The organism is Halorubrum sp. 48-1-W (assembly GCF_003287355.1).
Lineage (GTDB): Archaea > Halobacteriota > Halobacteria > Halobacteriales > Haloferacaceae > Halorubrum.
Genome location: NZ_QMIM01000003.1, coordinates 144,123 through 163,308 on the forward strand (window position 1 = coordinate 144,123; position 19,186 = coordinate 163,308).

Consider the following 19,186-nt stretch of genomic DNA (forward strand, 5'->3'; position numbering starts at 1 on the left):
TTACTACCATAGAATTTTCCCTTATCGGTTTCATCCTGAGATAATGGCATCACGTCTCAATCCCTTTGACGCCCTCGACAGCGTTCAATCCTCCTACCGCTCCTACGTCGAGACCTTCCAGAACGTCGACGATGAGATCATCAACGCTTGGATCGAGAACCGAATCGAGACGGGTAAGGTACTGTGGAAGGAGCCGTTCGTCCAACTGAATCAGCGGTTCCAGTACGGCGACACCCTCGAAGAGTTCGTTGTAGACGGCAAACTCCACGAAGGTATTTTGGATGTATTCACCGACGTTGGCGGTGACCCCATCGAGCCATACAAACACCAGACTGAGGCGATTCAGTCCATCGAAAGTAGGAATAACACGATCGTCTCTACTGGCACGGGGTCGGGGAAGAGCTTCGCTTTCGGGATACCCATCGTCAGCCACTGTCTAGAAGCCAAAGAGCAGGGTGAGGATGGAATAAAGGCAGTCATCATCTACCCGATGAACGCCCTGGCGAACTCACAGTATGAGGAATTCGCTGAACGCCTCGACGATTCTGGCCTCCGTCTCGGCCTCTATACTGGCGACACACCCACAAATCCGGATAGTGAAGCCGAGTTCCTTCAGCAGTTTGGTCGGAAAGAGCCCTACGATTGTGAGGTTGTCTCTCGAGAAGAGCTTCGCGACGATCCGCCGGACATCCTTATGACGAACTACGTTATGCTGGATTACATTCTGACACGGCACCAGGATAAGGAATTGTTCCCATCGCAGCACGAAGGTGTGTTAGAATATCTGGTTTTAGACGAGATCCATACCTATACTGGCCAACAAGGAGCTGACGTCGCTGCACTCATCCGGCGCCTTCGTGAGCACACCGACGCGGGGGATGATCTCACCTGTATCGGCACCTCTGCGACGGTCCAGAGTGAGGAAGGGATCGACGCCGAACAAGAAATTGCAGACTTCTCGGAGCGGATCTTCGGTATGTCTGTCGACGCGGATCACGTCATCGGTGAAACCCACTATGCGTTAGAATTCACCGGTGGGACACAGTTACCGGATTCAGTCGAAGTTACCGAGGCAGACATCCAACGATTTGACGGTTCGGCAGACGAAGCGACCAAACTCGCGGAAAAACTCACCGAGCGTTCGCTGAGTAAAGAAGAAACAAAGACAGCTGCGTCGCTGGGTGATGTACTGCTTGCTCATCCAACGGTCGCGTTTCTTGACGAAGAATTGAGTGAGCAGAGTCAACAGGTCGCGCCTGCTGATTCAACAGAGGATGAAGACGATTCGCTCGTCGCTCAGTATCGTGAGGAATACCGACCGAGTGCAACGCCACAAGAAGCACGACGAGAACTGGAGGCAGCGCTGCTCGCAGGCACAGTTGGGACGACTGATGTCCAGGGAGAACAACAGCCGATTTTCGTCCCAAAGCTCCACTCCTTCTTTAGCCAAGGATCGGGATTAGTGGCCTGCCTCACACCGGAAACGCTTGAAGACGACGACCCCCACCTAAGTGACGCCGGCGACATCCAGTGTCGTCACTGCGCTAATAAGTATGAACGCAATCGGAACGCGTTCCCGCTCTCGTTCTGCCGAGCTTGCGGACAGGATTACTATACGATCGTTCGGACAGATGATGGGCACCTGGCACCGCGGGAGGTCAGTGATCTCAGTGTTGAGGACAACGAGACGGCTGGATACGTCATGCGTGGAGAGTGGAATCGCGACGAAGTAACACTCCCTGCTGGTTGGTTCGATGATGATGGCACTCTTCGCGATACTTGGGTTGACGCGGTGCCCGAGCCTGCAACTTACTGTCCCCAACACAACCGTCTAACAGACGGGCATCAAGATAGCGGTCAACTCCGCTGTGGATGCTTCGCGACTCAAGGGATCAAGATCATGTGGACCGAAGCGGAGTTCCTCTTCTGTGCGAACTGCGGTGTGAGTCACACACGTATGGGCCGTGCTATGGAGCTATCAAAGATGTTCAAGTTCGGCACTGTCGGTAGATCCACGGCGACGGACGTTCTCATCGGGTCGACGATGCAGGAACTGCCTGACACCCAGCAGAAAACGATCGCGTTCAGTGACAATCGACAGGATACTGCGCTTCAGGCGGCTCACTTGAATAATCTCTATCAGCGGGTCAAGTTCCGCCGAGCACTATATGAAGCTCTCAAATCTCATGACCGTGTTAGCCTTGCAGATATTGGAAATCGCACGTTTGATGCGCTGGAAGAGAATGACGCGCTCCCCAATAAACTCCAGACCACTCGCTTCGGCGTACCTGACGACGAGAAGGCACGATTTAGCGAATATCTACAGTTCCATGTGCTACTTGAACTTCGGAAAAGCCAGCAAAGAGGCCAACAGAGTCTTGAGGACGTTGGCCTCCTCGATGTTGAATATGAGCACCTTGACGATCTGGCTGAAATTGATGAGGTCTGGGAGGGCATCCCCGAATTAGAAACTGCTGATCCTGAAGTTCGACATGAGTACTGCAAAGCATTCCTCGACCTGTTCCGACGAACCGCTGCAGTCAATCATAGTATCTTCACTAACTTCGGCGACTTCCGACGAAACACAATCAACAATCTCCATGAAGAGACAAAGTTCCACAAACAGCAGTACTTCAGGTTCCCCGAAGGATTCAGCGATACTGCAGACACGAGCGGGACAGAGCAGATCCATCGGCTAACGGACTGGCGGTCCCGGCACGTAAAGTGGACGACGCGAGCCTTCGATGTTGACACGGACCGTGCTGCCGAAGTAATTAATGGGGTCGTTGATCTTCTGAGTGATGAAAACGAGTTGCCCCTGCTGGTCGAAGATTCTGTGTATCGTGGACGGGCAGCCTATATGCTCAACCCGGGCTTCGTCAAGCTCGTTGCCCATGATCCGAGCGATGTCTCTGTCTGTCCGAAATGTAAAACGGTGGTGACCCGTGACCGACTGCGCCTCTGCCTCAACAGTAGTTGTGGGAACGTCGTTCCCGAACCAACAGATCTCCGGGATTCGTACTTCTATGATCTCTATTCACTTCCTTTCGACAAGGCCGTGGATATCCTTGCTGCCGAACATAGTGGTCAGATCGAAGGCGAACTCCGCAAGGAACTCGAGACGCGTTTCCGCGAAGACGACGATCTCAACACCATCGTCTGTACACCGACGATGGAGCTCGGAATCGACATCGGTGACCTGTCGAACGTGTTTATGAGGAACGTCCCACCGAATCCTAGTAACTACGCTCAGCGATCCGGGCGAGCTGGCCGGCAAAGTCAACCCTCTTTGGTTACCACGTTCTGTGGGAGTGGCTTCGGTCGTGCTTCCCACGACCAGTATTTTTACCAGCGACCTGAACGAATTATTGCCGGAGAAATCTCGCCGCCAACGTTCCTGCTGAACAACCAGGAGCTCATCAAGGCTCATATCAACGCTCTCGTGCTTGAAGTGATTGATTTCAAGCTTCAGGGAGATATTAGTGATATACTTGACATTCAACCCGGGGATGGCTATGAGATCTACGACAGTTATCGAGATGAACTCGAGACCGCTATCGCTCGCAACAGGACAGCAATCATCGAGGCAGTAAAAAATGCATTCTATAGGGAACGACAGCACACTGAGTTCAGTGATTGGTTTTCTGAATCATATATCGAGCAACAGGTCGATGACTTCGTCGAAAACCTTGACGCCGCTTTCGACCCGTGGCGGATCGAATATACGCGATTAACTCGTGAGCGCCGCCGCCTAAATAAGAAACTGGGCGCTGAACGTGGAGAATATCTCGAACGTCAGGAACGGGATGCGATCGAGCGCCGACTTGAAGATATGCGAAATGGTGGAAAGCGATTCTACTCGTACCAGTACCTCAGATCTCAGGGCTTCCTGCCTAATTACGGGTTCCCACGCTCGAACTGTACACTTGGATTCACGACCAAGGAGGATGACATCCAGCGGGACGAAGCTCAAGCAATCCGTGAGTTTGCACCCGGTAATCACGTCTACTACCGTGGAGAGCGCCACGCAGTTCGGTACGCCCGTCCGAAAACCCGCGACGCTGAACCCGTCACCCGACATAAAATCGTGTGCCCAGAGTGTGAGACGATACTGATGGGCGATGATGCTCAAGAGGCCGCCGGGTGTCCAGCCTGTGGCTACTCATTTGCTGGCGTTCACACGAATCCGAATACGATGGAGCTCCCCGACCAGCGGGCATATCCAGAGGAGAACATTACGAGCGACGATGAAGAACGCCAGCGAGAAGGATACGATATCACACAGTACTACGAGCGTCGGGATCCGACGGAGTATGCGCTAAATGGAGATGGCGTCTCGGCGCATGTCACGTATGAGTCGAACGCCCGCATTGTCACGGTAAACAGCGGCATTCGTGGCCGAGATGATGACGAGCTACAGGGTTTTGCACTTTGTACTGAATGTAACCGCTGGCTCACAAGTTATAGCCAGATCGACAGACACGTCGATGATGGCTGTTATGCCAACGCCGATGAGGAAGCGATTCGACAGGAGATCGAACTTTACACAGAAGGGGGCCATGACACGATTACCGTCACCACGCCGCTCCCCGGCCATGTTGACCCTGATAACGCAGAATCCTTCTATCGCACTCTCAAGGAGGCTCTCTATCAGGGGGTTCTGGTTGAGTTCGATCTGGATGAGCAGGAGCTTTCAACATTCCTCAAACCCTCACCAGGTGAACACGGTGATCTTACCGTCGTAATCCATGAGACAAGTGAGGGCGGTGCTGGTGCGCTTCACGACCTTACGAATCCGGCTAAGCACCGATTTAATCGAGCGATACAGGAAGCGCTTGATGTGCTCCATGTCAACGACCCAGATGGTTGCGAGCGGGCCTGCTACGATTGCCTCATGTCTTATTACAATCAGCGCGAACATCCTCTGTTCGATCGGAATCTCGTCATTCCGTGGCTTCGTGCAGCACAGTCGATGTCATTGGATTCGATAGCAAGTGACTCCGATTCAGATCACTTTGAGGAGCTCCTCGATGCCTGCGAATCCCAGCTTGAACGCAACGTTTTGGAAACAGTTCAGGATGAAGGTTTCCAGCTCCCTGACGATGCTCAAAAAACGGTCTATGATGGGGATGAACCAATCGTCGAAGCGGACTTCTATTTCGAGGCAGATGGTCGGGCACAACCGGTGATCGTGTTCGTTGACGGTCCAGTTCACGAGAAAGAACATGTGCGTCAGGCTGACGAGGAGAAACGGCAACGGCTTCTCAAAATGAATTATCGTTATCTTAGTATCTCTGACCCTGCTGAGGTTCCTGAAGTCTGGGAAGGAATATAGAGTGATTTGGACATACGATTACTCCTGAAGATGGTATGACTGCCCCTTTCCCCCACCCAAACATCCTCCTGTCCTGGAACAATATTATGTCACAGGGATTTGTTTGCCTGTTGTATGGCTAATGGCCACAATTTTTTAACTAGTCCTTCGCCCGATGCTCTTCAATCAGCAGTTTTCGAACGGGTATCCGAAAGAGCCGGAGATCAGCCGGCTAGTATTCTCTACATCGAGAATAACGAACACCGAATGGACAATGTCGCGGATACGTGGGCTGCAAACTACAGACCCCTTCGTCTGCGAGTGACAAATTTCAATACCGTCGTAGGTGAGTGCCACGATCAGATCGCGGATCCAAGCGCCTTACTGGATGTATTAACGCGGCGCCGGCTAATTGACCGAGCGCTCCGAACTATAACTGATCGAGGCCTGTTAGAAGATGCGCATCTGTATCGGGAACACTTCACGGACCTCATCACAGAACTTGAGGGCGAGGGCTATCACTCGCCGGAGGCTGTCCGCGACCTCGTCGAAAATTCCGAACTACCGCCTGAGAAAGCCGATATCCTGTCGAACGTATACGAGGTCTTCTACAACCTTCGACAAGATGGCGTTGGAGATGACGTCTACACCCTTAGTGAGGCGTACCGAACAGTCCTGGAGAGCGACGCTCCGTTGACCGAGGTTTTTCCCCACGTCGACGTCGTCGTGATCTCCGGTTTCTACGAACTATCCCACCACGAGAAAGTCTTTCTCCAGAGGCTAGCTGGAGCGTTCCCTGTCTACATCTCGCTCCCACTAGCCGACACGGCTACCCCGACCGACGGTGCGAACCAGATCACGGCCGACGCTATGGAAACATATCTGGATATTGCTGGCCCTCCGACCACTATTGTCCCTGACTCCTCGAACCCGTTGGTCAATGTTGCTGGGGAGCTCTATACACCGACACCGGGGGTCGATGAAGATACGACTTCTCCCGACCAAATCCACTGGTACAGTGCCCCTACGCCGGACCGAGAGGTCAGACAAGTCGCTCGACGAATTCGGAAACAGCTTGCGGACGGCGCAGACCCTGACGACATCCTGGTTGTAATTCCGGGATTGATCTCGTATCAGGAGCAGGTCGCAGATATCTTCGAGGCCGCCAACATCGAGTCGGTCGGGTTTTCGAACAAACTGCTGTATCAGACGTACGCCGGCCGGGCGATGCTCGATCTGGCTGACCTCTGTGTCGATGACACACGGACGGATACGATTGCCCGCCTCGCGACGAACCCGGTTGTGACTATCGGTAGAGACAACGCCGACGTGGACCGGTCCGCTATTGCAGACCTCGCTCGCCGGCTTCCGACAGTCGATACAGACCGGCTCCTCGAGGAACTCGACGAAGACTCCGCTGAGGCTCTGGAACACCTCTTCCAAGTCACCAGCGATGCCGAGGCCGCGGGGGCTGACGACATCGTTGAGGCCGTGCGAACTGTCTTCGAAACAGTCGATCTCTCGGAAAATGTCGACACGATCGAAGCAGGTGCAACGTCATTCGACGCTCGAATGGAAGTTGCGTCGTACAATCGGGTCGAGAAAGTGCTCGACGCCGTCGAATTCGTGGCTGAGCGCTTTGGGATGGACGATCCCATCGAAGAGGTGTACGATGCGCTTGAGAAGGTTAGGGTCCCCCCACCGAGCCAACCCACACTGGATGTTGTCGAGATCGTCGGGCCGCGCGACGCCTACATGCAGTCCTACTCGCACCTGTACTTCGTCGGGCTGACCGAACAGGATTTCCCGGTCGAACAGGACCGCCCGATCTTTTTCGAGCGAATGTTCGACGACATCCCCGAAATCTCTCTCACCGACAACCGAGCAGAGGCCCGCTACCAGTTTGCGACCTTGCTCTCGGGCGCGGAGAGCGTCTACATCACGACGCCCGAGACCTCATTTGATGACGATGACCTTCTAGAGTCGTCGATACTCGACGAACTCGCTCGTGTAACCGGCCTTGAGCCGTCGCCCGATGAGCTTGGAAACGCCGTTCCCGAAGACGTCCAGCGGGCACTTCGGCATCATCAAGGGAGGGCGTCTCGGGAGGAAGCGGTTACGCACGCTGCTGACTCTGGAGCGTTCTCTCGACAGCAAGCAGAGCGCGTTGTGGCGGGTGCGAGATGCGCTGAAAGTCGAGCCGACGCCGAACTATCCCCACACGATGCACAGCTTGATTCCGAGTTGGTCGCGGAACTCCACGGGGAACGTGGGCCGTACAGCCCGACACAGCTGAAAGACTACGCTCAGTGTGGCTACGCCTACTACATGAACCGGATCCTGGGCATCGAAGCGCCCGACGAGTTCCATCTCGAGCCTCAGAAAGTCGATCTCGGGAGTCTTGTCCACGATATCTTCGAGGAGTTCTATCAGGGGCTTCAGGATGACCACGGTGAGCCGGTTCACCTCACTGAGTACGATCGGGGCGACCTGGAGGAACGGCTATTAGAACAGACGCGGGCTAGCCTTGCTGACGCCGATATCGAATTCGACGACGTGTTCTACGAACGGTGGTTGGAACAACTCCTCGCTGGGCTGGCGACGCCTGACGCGAACGAGTACTTCGGCGATGGGCAACCTCATCAGGGAACCGATCGGGGGCTCTTCGTCCGGTTCCTCGATGCCGAGTACGACGACAACGACGACGTTCCGGCGTGGTTCGAAGTACCGATGGACTTCGACGATTCGGAAGGGGGGGAAATTACAGTGACGACACCCGATGGAAGACAGATACCCGTCGGTGGATTCATCGACAGAGTGAGCCTTCGCGAACAGGACGATGGTACCATCGAGGGACTGGTGCACGACTACAAGACGAGCGATCCGGAGACCATTCAGACAATCGACGGTATCGAATTTCAGCTCCCGCTCTATACACTTGCTACACGGGCTGAACTGACAGCACAACACGGGGATGCACTCGGCACCGTCGACGGCCAATTCTATGTTACGGAACCACCGACCGATGTTACGCGTAAGTGGAGTCTTCAGTATTACATCGAACGGAACGATGGAACTGACGAGGACTACGAGCGGTTTCTCACCGAAACTGTCCCTTCGCGAGTTGGCGCGATAGCTGACGGTATTGAGAACGGTGCCTTCCAGACGACTACACTCCCGCCGAAAGAGGCCGGGTGCCACTACTGCGACTATCGCGATGTCTGTGATGTTCGTCATCACCAACGCCAGGAGATCATTCAACAGATGGACCAGTCCGGTGCGCCGGGGTACGTCCCACAGCGGGCGCGGGATGGGTCGTTCCTCGATACGATTGGGGTTGAGGACGAATGACCGGACTCGACAACACGCCGTCGGACGATGAAGACGAAGAAGGGTTCTCTCCGACAACAGAACAGGAGGAGGCTCTGGAACTCGATCACAATATCGCGATCACCGCCGGGGCGGGGACCGGAAAGACGACGACGCTGACTCTCCGCTACCTCGAGATGCTGGAGTCCGACCCCGACATCGGACCTGAGAACATCGCGACGATCACCTTCACGAACGATGCCGCGAATGAGATGCAGGAGCGTATCCGGGAGGAAGTAGCCGAGCGCCTCAGTGAAGCCCCCGAATCTGACGAGTACGACTACGGCCGGTGGCGCAATATCAAGGACGACTTGGAAGACGGCTATATCCACACCATCCACGGGTTCTGTTCGCGATTGCTCCGCGAGTACGTCGTTGAAGCCCCCGTCCAACCCGAGTTCGACACGCTGGACGAGGCTGATGCCAAGGTGTTGATGCAGGAGGTGGTCCGAGAGACGATCGACGCTCGATGGGAGACGAACGAAGACATTCGCCGTCTCGCTCGTCTCTGGAATCGGGATTCTCTCGAGCAAGTTCTCGTCGGTTTGCTTAATAGCCGACCAATGAGTACCGAGTGGGCCACTCGTTGGGAAGACGCGTCTGTCGACGAGTATTTAGACCACATCTGGGCCACGTTCTATCCCACGGATCAGGAGATAGCTGAAGCACTCCTCAGTGACTCGTCAGTACAGACCGCCCTGCACACCATTTGCGATCTCTATGACCAGGGATTCGATATCGATTCCAGCGACAACGGAATGGAGCTCATTGAGACTGTCTCCGCGATTGCACACGATACCGGGATTCACACTGGCGAGGCGGAAGGCAGAGAGTGGCAACGGGCCTTCGATGTCATCTGTGACCGACTGACGACGGGTAGTGGTGGCCGATACAGCCGGCGTCACTGGTACCGAGGATCCAAGTCGAGTTGGAGTGCTCGCGAGGATGAACAGGAGCAATTAGACGCAGCGGCGGATGCGCTTCTGGAAGGTCTCGAACCTGAAGAGAGGGAGTTCATCGGCGGACTCGACACTGAGTGGAACAGTAGTCATTACGTCCTGAGCCTCGCTCGTCTCTACTGTACCGTTCTGGAGGAGTACACGCAGACGAAATCGGATCAGAATACACTCGACTATCACGATCTCATCCATACCTGTATCGAGTTCCTGAACGCGAACGACCGCGTCTGTGAGCAGGTTCAGTCGCAGTTCGAGTACGTGATGGTCGACGAAATGCAGGACACCGACCTGCTCCAGTGGAAGCTCATCAAACTCCTGACCGCCGGTGATACCGACGACTTTGACGCTCAGAACGTCTTCCTCGTCGGCGACGAGAAACAGAGCATCTACCGATTCCGTGGGGCTGACGTGACCACCTTCGGTTCGGCTCGTGAAGACCTTGCCGCGGCTAATCCAGACGACATCGAGACAACCAAGCAACTCAAAGGTAACTTCCGAACGATCGAGGAGACGCGGGAGTTTCTGAACGCGCTCTTCGACGAGGTATTCGAGCCGATGGACGACGAGTACCGCGACTACGAAGCCGAGCCGCAGGCGCTTACCGACGAACGCCGAAAGGGTCGCGATGTCACCGGTTCGGTCGAGTACCTCCTCGTTCCCGACGAGGACATCCCGGCACTCCACGGTGACGACTACCTGAATCAGACACCTCGATTCGCTGGCCACGGAGAGCGTGAGGCCCACGCGCTCGCCAGCCGCCTCACCTCGTTGCTAGACGATTCGCCCGAGATCTACGATGAAGACGAAGGGTGCCTTCGACCTGCGAAACCTGAGGACATCACTATCCTGCTGCGCGCTCGCACCCGTCTCAAGGAGCACGAACGAGCGCTGGATGCATACGAGATCCCGTATACTGTTGTGTCGGGGACCGGGTTCTGGGATGCCCCCGAGATCACAGCCCTGGTCAATCTGCTCACGTTCTTCGAGAACCCGGACGACGACATCGCGCTCTACGGTGTCCTCCGGTCGCCGCTGTTTGGCTTCCCTGACGAGGACCTCGCCCGACTCCACTCCGAGGGTCAATCACTCTGGACTGCTCTCCAGACGACTGAGGACGACCTCGAGGACGCAGCACGCCTCTTGAGCGAATGGCGACAACTCGCTGCCGTCAGCGACGAGGTCTCGGCTGACACGACGGTTCCGTGGGGGACGTTGCTCTCCCAGATCATCGACGACACCGGGTATATCGCTAGTGTCGGCGCCGACGAACGGCCACGGCAGGCGGCAGTGAACATCAACAAATTCCGCGAACAGCTCCGCGCGTGGGAGGAAGGTGGCGTCAAGACGGTCTCGGAACTTCTTACGCGAATCGAGCGTCGGAAGGAGATCGAGTCCCACGCCGACGAGGCGACTATTCCCGAAGATGCTGACGGCGTCCAGATCCGGACCATCCATTCAGCGAAGGGACTTGAGTTCCCTATCGTTGCGATACCCGAAGTTGGCACCGAGTTCAACTTCCAAGGGGACGTCGACGACTATGGGAAAGTCTACCTCGACGAACTCGATGTCGCCGACGGCGGGTCAGAACCAGTCCTTGGTCTGAAAGCTCCGTCAGCTGACGATCCCTACGAGCACCAGAACACGCTCGCTCGGACGAGGCTTCAGGACGAGGTCAGGATGCAGGAACGAGCCGAGCTGAAACGTCTCCTCTATGTCGCAGCGACGCGGACCCGAGACCACCTACTCTTCAGTGGCGTTCACTCCATCGAGGCTGATGAGGGGGAAGAGTTGGGGTTAGGTGATGCGAATGACGCCGCAGATGCTCGGTACTGGCGTGACTGGCTCCAACCAATTCTGTTAGAAGACGAGGATGGCGACGCGGGGCATATTATTGGCCCACTCTCCGTCGGGGCAGAGCATACGACCACCATCCGTGGGAGTGAATACACGGTTCGAGTACCAACAGCCCCCGTCCACGACTGGGACGCGTCGGCATCGACTGAGCGCGACTATCCCCAGATCGACATTCCTGCTCCAGAGGTATCCACTCCCCCGACGTCGATTACAGCGACAAACTTCGCAAAGGCACTCTCTCCCGATGATGTAGCCGTCTACACCGACGAACTCGAAGAGGATGCCGCGGGTCTCGAAACCGACGGTCTACAGGCCAACCATCTGGGAACGATCGTCCACAAACTCTGTGAGCTACGACCTGATCGAGATCGGTGGCGCTCTATCGCGTCCCGGCTGGGTTCTGTTCTAGATGATACGGTGACCGATGGAGATTTGGACCGGATCGAAGAGTACACTGAGCGCTGTTTGCAGTTCCGTGACGGTGTCGTCGACGATGAATCGCCGATGACTATCCACGAGGAACTCGCGGTTGTAGCACGGTTAGAGGCTGGTCGAATCGTCGGTGATATCGATCTGCTTCTGGTCACCCCGGACAGCTACCACGTCATCGATTACAAGACGAACGATACCTCTCAACGGTCGGTCGACGACCTCGCAGGGAAGTACTGGCCACAACTCGAGGTGTATGCTGCTGCTCTCCACCAGAATGACGACTCCCGAACCGTTCACACGACGTTGTACTTTGCTGACGCCGATGAGCACCGGACCACGACCCACGATATGCTCTCCCTGGATATTCTCGGTGATGACCTGAACACGCAACTCGAGGAGTTAACTCAGTCCGCCGGCGCGGCAGTCCCGGGAAGTCCGGGCGCTCACTGAGGAATCCACGTATTCTCGGGCTCTATTTCCTATTTCTGTTCTCAGCACTCGAAATTTAAAGCGAAAAGTTATATGACTCGACAAGGCGTACACACATACTAGCCTATGACTCGATGGCGAGCGAAGCGCCGGTACGAGGCCAACCGGCGGTTCGGCGAGCGTGCTGACGAGGCGCTCGTAGCCATCTCTATCCTCAAAGCGAAGCGTGACGGCATCGACCTTGAGCAGAGTGAGGAAGATCTGCAAGCGAAACTCGAGTCGGGCCGACACCTGCTTGAGAGAATTCGTGACGCGCTCGATGAAGATCCCGACGCCGATCCGTACGAGTTAGCAATTGCGGAGCAGATCCAGAAGAACGCGATTACTGCAAGCTCTCGACTGGTCGGCGATTTCGACGATCTGATTGAAGTTATGGAGACTGCCGAAGAAACTCTCACTTATCAAGAAGGTCTCGACGATGTCCGTCAACAATTAAAGGAAATCTCGGAGACTGCGAGTCGCACTTCTCGAGATAGTATCAACCGTATGCGGGGGACTCTTGCCGACGGAACTCGCTGAGTCCCAAGTTGCGTTTCTTCAGGGCAAGTTCGAGGCTGCACGCGAGGTTCTGGATACCCTCGACACGACTGTTCCTGCGACGAATTCAATTTACAGCTCCGTTGAGGACGGATTCGATAATATCGAGGAAACCCGTCTCCTCTACGAACGAGCATATGATCAGGAACCAGACGCTGAAGCGACTCACGAACTGTACGAAGAGTACCTCCGAGCTATCGATGCCGTTGCTTCGGAACTCCAGGTACTGGAGATAGAACTTGTCTACCTAGATCTACATCAGTATCAACGCAACTCGACTACGTCTAGTCGGCTCGACCACGCGTCATCCCTCTCGTCGGAACTTGAGGAGGCATTTGGAATCGATATTACAGTCCTCCCAGTGATCTGGGATGGATTCGCAATCGATCCCCTCGATCAGAATATCCCTGCTACCGGTGACTTGAGCCAGATTTACGTCCTCATTCTCCCCAGAACTCAGAGTGACCCGGAGTTCTATGCCCCAATTGTGGCTCACGAACTAGCTCACGCGGTCTTGGACCGGCAGGACGAACTAAAGACGGACTTCTATAATGCCGTGAGAGAAGTGCAACGACGAACTCGCCAAGAGATTGATGATGAGGCTCATTTCGCACGCTCATGGCGGACGTGGTTCGAGGAGCTGTTCTGTGACGCCTGTGGGGTGTTGACCTTCGGACCGGCCTATCTCTCCTCGCTTGCCAGGCACCTTCACCACTCAAACCCGTATTATATCGAGAAGGATGCCGATAGAGACCTTCATCCACCACCCGCACTTCGATTCGATCTCGTGATGGACCTCTCTGATGACTTCTTCCCCGAGCTAATGGACGGAATTCGCGATGACCGCATCGCATTCGAGCGCCATCTCGATGCTCTTGAACACAGTCGGCCGCGAATCTACGAGACCTACGACTACGGCGACCTCCGGACCTTCATCACGCAGGAAGTCCCGGCAGCGGTTGATCACGATATCGAGGTACTCGTTGACGACATCTCAGCTGGTGTAGCCCCGGAGGACTGCCCAGAGCGGGCACATCGATTAGCAGCGAATCAATACTGGCTGGATACCTATTCTCCCTAGAACGGGGGATAAGTAAGGCGTGAGACGCGGTCGTGACTGAGACGGCGGTTCATTCTCCGTGTGAGATACACGGTCAGCGGATCTTTGATTCCCTTCGAAGGTGCGCCCCAATTCAGTTCGGAGAGATAGAACGCGTCGCGTCCGACTGAGTAAATATCGAAACTACCCTCCTCAACAGCTATCTTACAGAGGATCGGCTGGGGTGTACCCTGTTTCAATTGCGGAGCATCTGTGGTAAGTAGCAGGACAGTTTCGTCGTCCAGCTGCGCATACGAACCCATATCCGGCATTCCATCGTCGTCGTAGATACGATATGTTGGGGAATGTTGGACGTCGACGCCTACCCACTTGAAGGAGTCCGTCACGTACCCATTCGATTTCAGATATTCGACCCCCTCACGGAGTCCAGCGATCTCCTCGTCGCCGAGGTAGCCGTTTCGGTGAATCGTCAGGGAGTCCAATTGCTCGAATCCAGATCGGGGGTTGGTGACTGCTCCCTGGACAGCTCGAATTAGAATCTGCTTCGCTAAGCCCTGATTCGTCACGGTACTCCGACCGGTCGGGTTCGTCTCCTCCGTTTGGTAGAGAATCTGGTTATTGGTTCCCGACACAACGACTCCACTGGCTACCGTCCGGTCGCGACCTGTCACACTGAGTCCGAGGTAGGCGTCTGTGTCGAGTTGATTCTCGATACTAAACGGGACGACGCCCAGCTTCACCCCTAACCCGACTGCCGTATTCGCAATAACATCGTCCTCGTGTCCCGACCGCTGAGCGCTGCGTAGATTCACTGCTGTCAACGATTGCAGCGGCTTCCCCTCCAGTATCTCGATCAATTGGTGGTAGACCTCTTCGTCGTGCTGGGGGAGGTAGCCAAATCCGGCGTCGATATTATCTAAGGACTGCTGCCAGTCTTCGACCTCGTGCGGATCCTCGTAGTTGACTCTCCCTGGTGGATCCGAGAGGATAATTCCAAGGTGATCTTCGACGTATTCCCGAACCTGTTGATATGCCCTGAGAGCGTCGTCTTCCGCACCCTCTGGAAAGAGGACTGCTATATTGAAATCCTCATCAAACGTGCGTCGAGGACCGACCTCCTCGAGATATCCCTGCTTCGCCGGGTTCCAATATTCCTGAGTGAGAGGGCTGCCGTCGAAGCTAATGTTCGGCCGTCCGATGCCCATCTCTGTCGAGGGATCGTCGCCGAACGTCAGTACGGGATATCCATATGCGCTAATCCCATCACGCACCGGCGGTTGGCTAATGTCGGTCTGGATAGTGCCGATATTGATATTGCCGATCAGCTCACGGAAGCCTTCGACTTTCTCCCATCGTTCCCGAGGCGAGAACGTCGCCCGTTGGCTGATGTCGTCCGGGCGATCTTCAGACGGTGCAAACAGGAGCAACGATGGGGCAGCGGGATACCAATCACTGTTTCCGTACCGGATTTTGACGGTCGGTTCAGAGGGGTCGACTTTGTCCGCGACTTCCCGACCGTGTCGGTCCTCTATTTCATCCAGTGTCTCGTTGTCGAATCGGCCGGGCGGGACCTCAGAAACGGTTGTGTTCTCGAAAACCCCCGTCACAGTACAGGAGGTCCGATCCGAGGTCTGGAAGATGAACGTCCGCCCGACGAGTTCCTCGCTGACTCGGTCGATCCCCCAGCTATCGTCGTTCAGGTAGTCCGCTAGCGTGCGCGATCCGATCGCTCCAAGCGTCGGATCCAGAGTGATGAGGGGTCGGTCGTGGTAACTAATTCGCACTTCGACGCCGGGGTGGATATCATATCCTTCGATTTGCGTCTCACGATTTTCCCGATAGAAGGTATTCTTCGTCGAGTCGTACCAGTATCCGTCCGCTTCGAGATCCTGCTTCAACTCCTCGATGAGCGCTTCCTGCAGGATCTTGAAATCGCTCCACTCGGAGAAATCGAGCTCTGTTTCGTGAGCGAATTCTAATTCTGCTCCCTCCGCAGATTGAATCGTGGCGTACTCTTGCTCGGTTCCGATTACCGCGATGTAGTGTCGACTACCTTGGCTGTACCAACGTGCCCTTCCTCCGATGTTTTCTTCGAGGATTGTGGCGTGGGCGTTGAGAAGGGGGTAGTTGTCGTTGGGTTGGGGATCGATATCATAGAGATCTGCAGTCACCGGCGGCACGTCGATCTCAAACGAATTGATGAACCGACCCATTATGTTCTATTCGCTATTGACAGGATATAATACCCCGCGGTTTTCCGGTGAACTGCTGATGTTTGAGCCAAAAGGTTCGCTGAACTCGCGGTACCAAGTACTTATGCCTGCCTTTCGGACGATGTGTATGGGGCTATTTGAGACCTTATTTAGCTCATTCACCGGTGACTCCGTTCCTCAGGCTCAGCAGCCAGGTCAGCACAAGGTCTTCCCCGACGAGAAGTACAACGTCGCTTCCGCTGTAGCTGACCGGCGTGAAGAACTCAGGATCTTAGAACAGCTACTGGAATCCAACCAAACCTCACCGACCCACAACCTCGGAGGGTCGACCGTGCTCACACGTGGGCGTCCACGGACGCGCTCCTTGAAGAGGTACAGGCCGTGTCTGACGGTGACTAAGGGCCAACCATCGGACTTCCAACCAACCCTTCGACCGTCTGAGACTCAAAGGACCGATGATCACCGTTCTCGATACTGCAATTACCGTTTACAGTTATATTTGAGTACAGCGTGTAGAAGCTATGAGTTTCGAGATCGTGGGGTTTGAAACGGAACTTGACACGGATGCGGCGCTGCCGCCCGACTGCGAGAGCGACGACCACACCGTACCGATTAGTTTCGAGGCGTTCTTTCCGAGTTCGTTCATGCGACTCTATACCGACGCAGAGACGTTTGCTGAATTCATGCGGGACAGCCCGTGGCATGTCACGACGCTGGCCGAGTTCGAGATGATCCCGGAGCCGGATCTAGATGTCTATGTCGACGACCGGACGGAGTTCAGGTCATGGACGGAGATGCTAAGAGCAGCGGGTCCGGACTTCATCAAGCGGGTACAGAACCACTAAACTCTCTCACAGACCAAGAGTTTCAGAAACCCGGCTTGATTTTGACCTAAACTCACGGAATCAAGAACGCTCTCGTACAGCGAGCCGAGCGGGCGCTTCACGGCCGAGTTCACTGTCTTGGTTATCGGGTGCTGGTTGTGACACCATGTGTATTCTCACATTGTGTGCCTGATCGGATGGCGCGAAGATACGGTCCTGAACCCACCAACGGCCGGATCGTGAACAAGATTTAGTCCGAATGGCACACAACCACGGCATATGTCGTTCACCGTCAGCTGGCACACACTTCTTGAGGAACTCGATGATCTCCCGGATAGCGCGACGCTCACCACGCCGCTGTCACACGATCGAATCCATGTCTCCGACGTACAGAAGCAACGGGTCGTCATCGAGTTTCTGGACCGCGACATCGACGAGACACGCCCGCTTCAGCGCGACCAGTTCGAGACGCTGTACCGACGGATCACCGATGAGCCGGACGGCTTCGACCTCGATAGACTCCCGCCCGACGCCGATCCGTATCCAGCTGTCCTGTCGCTTCACCCGCGCTTCGAGATCGACGAGGATCAGGGGGTGATTGGTGAGACAGAGGGTCCGACCACCAGCCAGCTACTCGATTCGGGAGACGAAGCTGAGACAATCGAGGAGGAACGGACCGAGCCGGATCTGGACGTGTACGCTGATGCACTGTTGCTCATCGACGCGCTTGAACGCCACGAGGTCGAGGTCCTAGAGGACATAGAGACGGACGCCCTCGTGAACCTTTACACCCTGCTCTCGGACGTTCAGCGCAACGCCAACGACCTCCGTCAGGACGTTGCTGACGTGTTGCTCAACCGGCTCCATTACGACCGTCCCGTCAGTGGCTCGTTCGGTTCGGTCCAGCGCACAACCAGGCGCAACCGCTCGCTGAGAGACGAGAACGAGGTGCTGGAGACGCTCGAAGACGCCGGGGTCGACCCGGAGCGTGTAATGGGTGTAGACCGCCAGAAGGTAGACGATGCCCTCGACGTGACCGAACTCTCGGAGGGCGACGTATACGAGATCGAGGAGTCCGAGTACGTCCGTAAGGCCGAGGTGGACAAAGAACGCAAGGAGACACGCCTCCAGGGACTCAAAGACCAGCTTGCGGCCGCCGAAGGTGACGAACCTGAGGAACTGCGCAGGGAGATCGAGGAACTCGAAGACCGGATCGAGGAACTCACGGAGTTCAAGTCGGGCTCAGAGTTCCACACGCGGGCTGGTGGTGAACCATGACTGAGCGAGACGAGGAGCGAGAAGAGCGCATCAAGATGGAGATCATTGTCGATGCCTACACCCAAGACGAGCAGGCGATGGGGTGGCACATCTATCTGGAGGAGACGATGGACGTTCCCTTCGAGGCACGCTGTATCGAAGAGCAGGAAGTATCACCGCTGGATGAAGGGGAGACGGTTCGTGTGGTCGGCAAACCGTCATCGGAGCCATCGCTCCGCCAGCAGTTCGTGACCATCGAGTGGATGGATCGGGAGTTCGGTGTCCCACTGAGCCAACTGGAGCCGGTTGAAGCCAGTGATGACACTGAGCAGGCCGTTTCGGACTGGCACTACTGGCTCGACCGATAACGTCACCAGCGTCGATACAAAAGAACTCCACAAATATGGCGACCTACCGTTTCCGCGTCAAGTACGAGCACGACCCCCGGTCGCTGTGGCGGGACATCGTCGTCGGGGCGGACCGAACCCTGGACGAGTTCCAGTCGGTACTCAACAGCGCGGTCGGACTGGACCAAGACCACCTCTGGTTCTTCGGAACTGACCAAGACTACTGGGACAGCGACGTCCAGTACAAGCGCCCTGGAGAGATCGAACAATCCCCAGACGGAATGTTGCGCGGTGGCGAGGAGTATGACGCGGGCGAGACGACAGTCGGTCAGATGGCCCGTCAATTGGACTTGGACGAACGCGACCGGATCTGCTACCTCTTCGACTACGGTGACGAATGGCGCTTCTATGCCATCCTCAAGGAGATCAACGAGGGCGGAACCAACGATACAGAGCCGGAAGTCGTGAAAGAGAAAGGCGAGCCTGTCGAGCAGTATCCGCCACCCAGCGAAGGCTGGTAGTCATCCTGAG

At 55.7% G+C, this 19,186-nt stretch carries 10 protein-coding genes; 9 read left to right on the forward strand and 1 reads right to left on the reverse strand.

The features are described 5' to 3' along the window. Positions 1-43: 43 nt before the first annotated feature. From DQW50_RS02535 to DQW50_RS02555, 5 genes are all read left to right on the forward strand, one after another. Positions 44-5,335 (forward strand): DEAD/DEAH box helicase, encoded by a 5,292-nt coding sequence (locus DQW50_RS02535; protein WP_112077740.1) that lies wholly within the window; start codon positions 44-46, stop codon positions 5,333-5,335. A gap of 246 nt (positions 5,336-5,581) precedes the next feature. Beyond that, complete coding sequence (locus DQW50_RS02540; protein ID WP_157964837.1) at positions 5,582-8,665, forward strand: PD-(D/E)XK nuclease family protein; 3,084 nt, start codon at positions 5,582-5,584, stop codon at positions 8,663-8,665. Continuing rightward, positions 8,662-12,378: an exodeoxyribonuclease V subunit beta gene (locus DQW50_RS02545; protein WP_112077742.1), complete on the forward strand. Its 3,717-nt coding sequence runs from the start codon at positions 8,662-8,664 to the stop codon at positions 12,376-12,378. The genes DQW50_RS02540 and DQW50_RS02545 overlap by 4 nt, the downstream gene beginning before the upstream one ends. A gap of 105 nt (positions 12,379-12,483) precedes the next feature. Then, positions 12,484-12,936: a hypothetical protein gene (locus DQW50_RS02550; protein ID WP_112077743.1), complete on the forward strand. Its 453-nt coding sequence runs from the start codon at positions 12,484-12,486 to the stop codon at positions 12,934-12,936. Next, on the forward strand, positions 12,917-14,035 hold the full coding sequence (locus DQW50_RS02555) for a hypothetical protein (protein WP_112077744.1): 1,119 nt from the start codon (positions 12,917-12,919) through the stop codon (positions 14,033-14,035). The genes DQW50_RS02550 and DQW50_RS02555 overlap by 20 nt, the downstream gene beginning before the upstream one ends. On the opposite strand, the gene DQW50_RS02560 is transcribed toward DQW50_RS02555, so the two are convergent. After that, entirely contained in the window at positions 14,032-16,227 is a 2,196-nt protein-coding gene (locus DQW50_RS02560) for a hypothetical protein (protein WP_112077745.1), read from the reverse strand. The genes DQW50_RS02555 and DQW50_RS02560 overlap by 4 nt on opposite strands. Before the next feature lie 521 nt (positions 16,228-16,748). Here DQW50_RS02560 and DQW50_RS02570 point away from each other — a divergent pair. The 4 genes from DQW50_RS02570 (at position 16,749) to DQW50_RS02585 (ending at position 19,176) form a co-directional block, all read left to right on the forward strand. Next, positions 16,749-17,072 carry a hypothetical protein gene (locus DQW50_RS02570; RefSeq protein ID WP_112077746.1) on the forward strand — a complete coding sequence of 108 codons (324 nt, stop codon included), beginning with the start codon at positions 16,749-16,751 and terminating at the stop codon, positions 17,070-17,072. 258 nt (positions 17,073-17,330) lie between these two features. Beyond that, positions 17,331-18,329 (forward strand): hypothetical protein, encoded by a 999-nt coding sequence (locus DQW50_RS02575; protein ID WP_112077747.1) that lies wholly within the window; start codon positions 17,331-17,333, stop codon positions 18,327-18,329. Continuing rightward, complete coding sequence (locus tag DQW50_RS02580; RefSeq protein WP_112077748.1) at positions 18,326-18,676, forward strand: calcium-binding protein; 351 nt, start codon at positions 18,326-18,328, stop codon at positions 18,674-18,676. The genes DQW50_RS02575 and DQW50_RS02580 overlap by 4 nt, the downstream gene beginning before the upstream one ends. A 35-nt stretch (positions 18,677-18,711) precedes the next feature. Then, on the forward strand, positions 18,712-19,176 hold the full coding sequence (locus tag DQW50_RS02585; protein WP_112077749.1) for a hypothetical protein: 465 nt from the start codon (positions 18,712-18,714) through the stop codon (positions 19,174-19,176). Positions 19,177-19,186 lie beyond the last annotated feature (10 nt).

What these genes read in the sequence shown, in the direction of transcription:
- DQW50_RS02545 (WP_112077742.1), top strand. Translation starts at nt 8,662, where the DNA reads ATGACCGGACTCGACAACACGCCGTCGGACGATGAAGACGAAGAAGGG.
- DQW50_RS02575 (WP_112077747.1), top strand. Translation starts at nt 17,331, where the DNA reads ATGTCGTTCACCGTCAGCTGGCACACACTTCTTGAGGAACTCGATGAT.
- DQW50_RS02550 (WP_112077743.1), top strand. Translation starts at nt 12,484, where the DNA reads ATGACTCGATGGCGAGCGAAGCGCCGGTACGAGGCCAACCGGCGGTTC.
- DQW50_RS02560 (WP_112077745.1), bottom strand. Translation starts at nt 16,227, where the DNA reads ATGGGTCGGTTCATCAATTCGTTTGAGATCGACGTGCCGCCGGTGACT.
- DQW50_RS02580 (WP_112077748.1), top strand. Translation starts at nt 18,326, where the DNA reads ATGACTGAGCGAGACGAGGAGCGAGAAGAGCGCATCAAGATGGAGATC.
- DQW50_RS02540 (WP_157964837.1), top strand. Translation starts at nt 5,582, where the DNA reads ATGGACAATGTCGCGGATACGTGGGCTGCAAACTACAGACCCCTTCGT.
- DQW50_RS02535 (WP_112077740.1), top strand. Translation starts at nt 44, where the DNA reads ATGGCATCACGTCTCAATCCCTTTGACGCCCTCGACAGCGTTCAATCC.
- DQW50_RS02585 (WP_112077749.1), top strand. Translation starts at nt 18,712, where the DNA reads ATGGCGACCTACCGTTTCCGCGTCAAGTACGAGCACGACCCCCGGTCG.
- DQW50_RS02570 (WP_112077746.1), top strand. Translation starts at nt 16,749, where the DNA reads ATGAGTTTCGAGATCGTGGGGTTTGAAACGGAACTTGACACGGATGCG.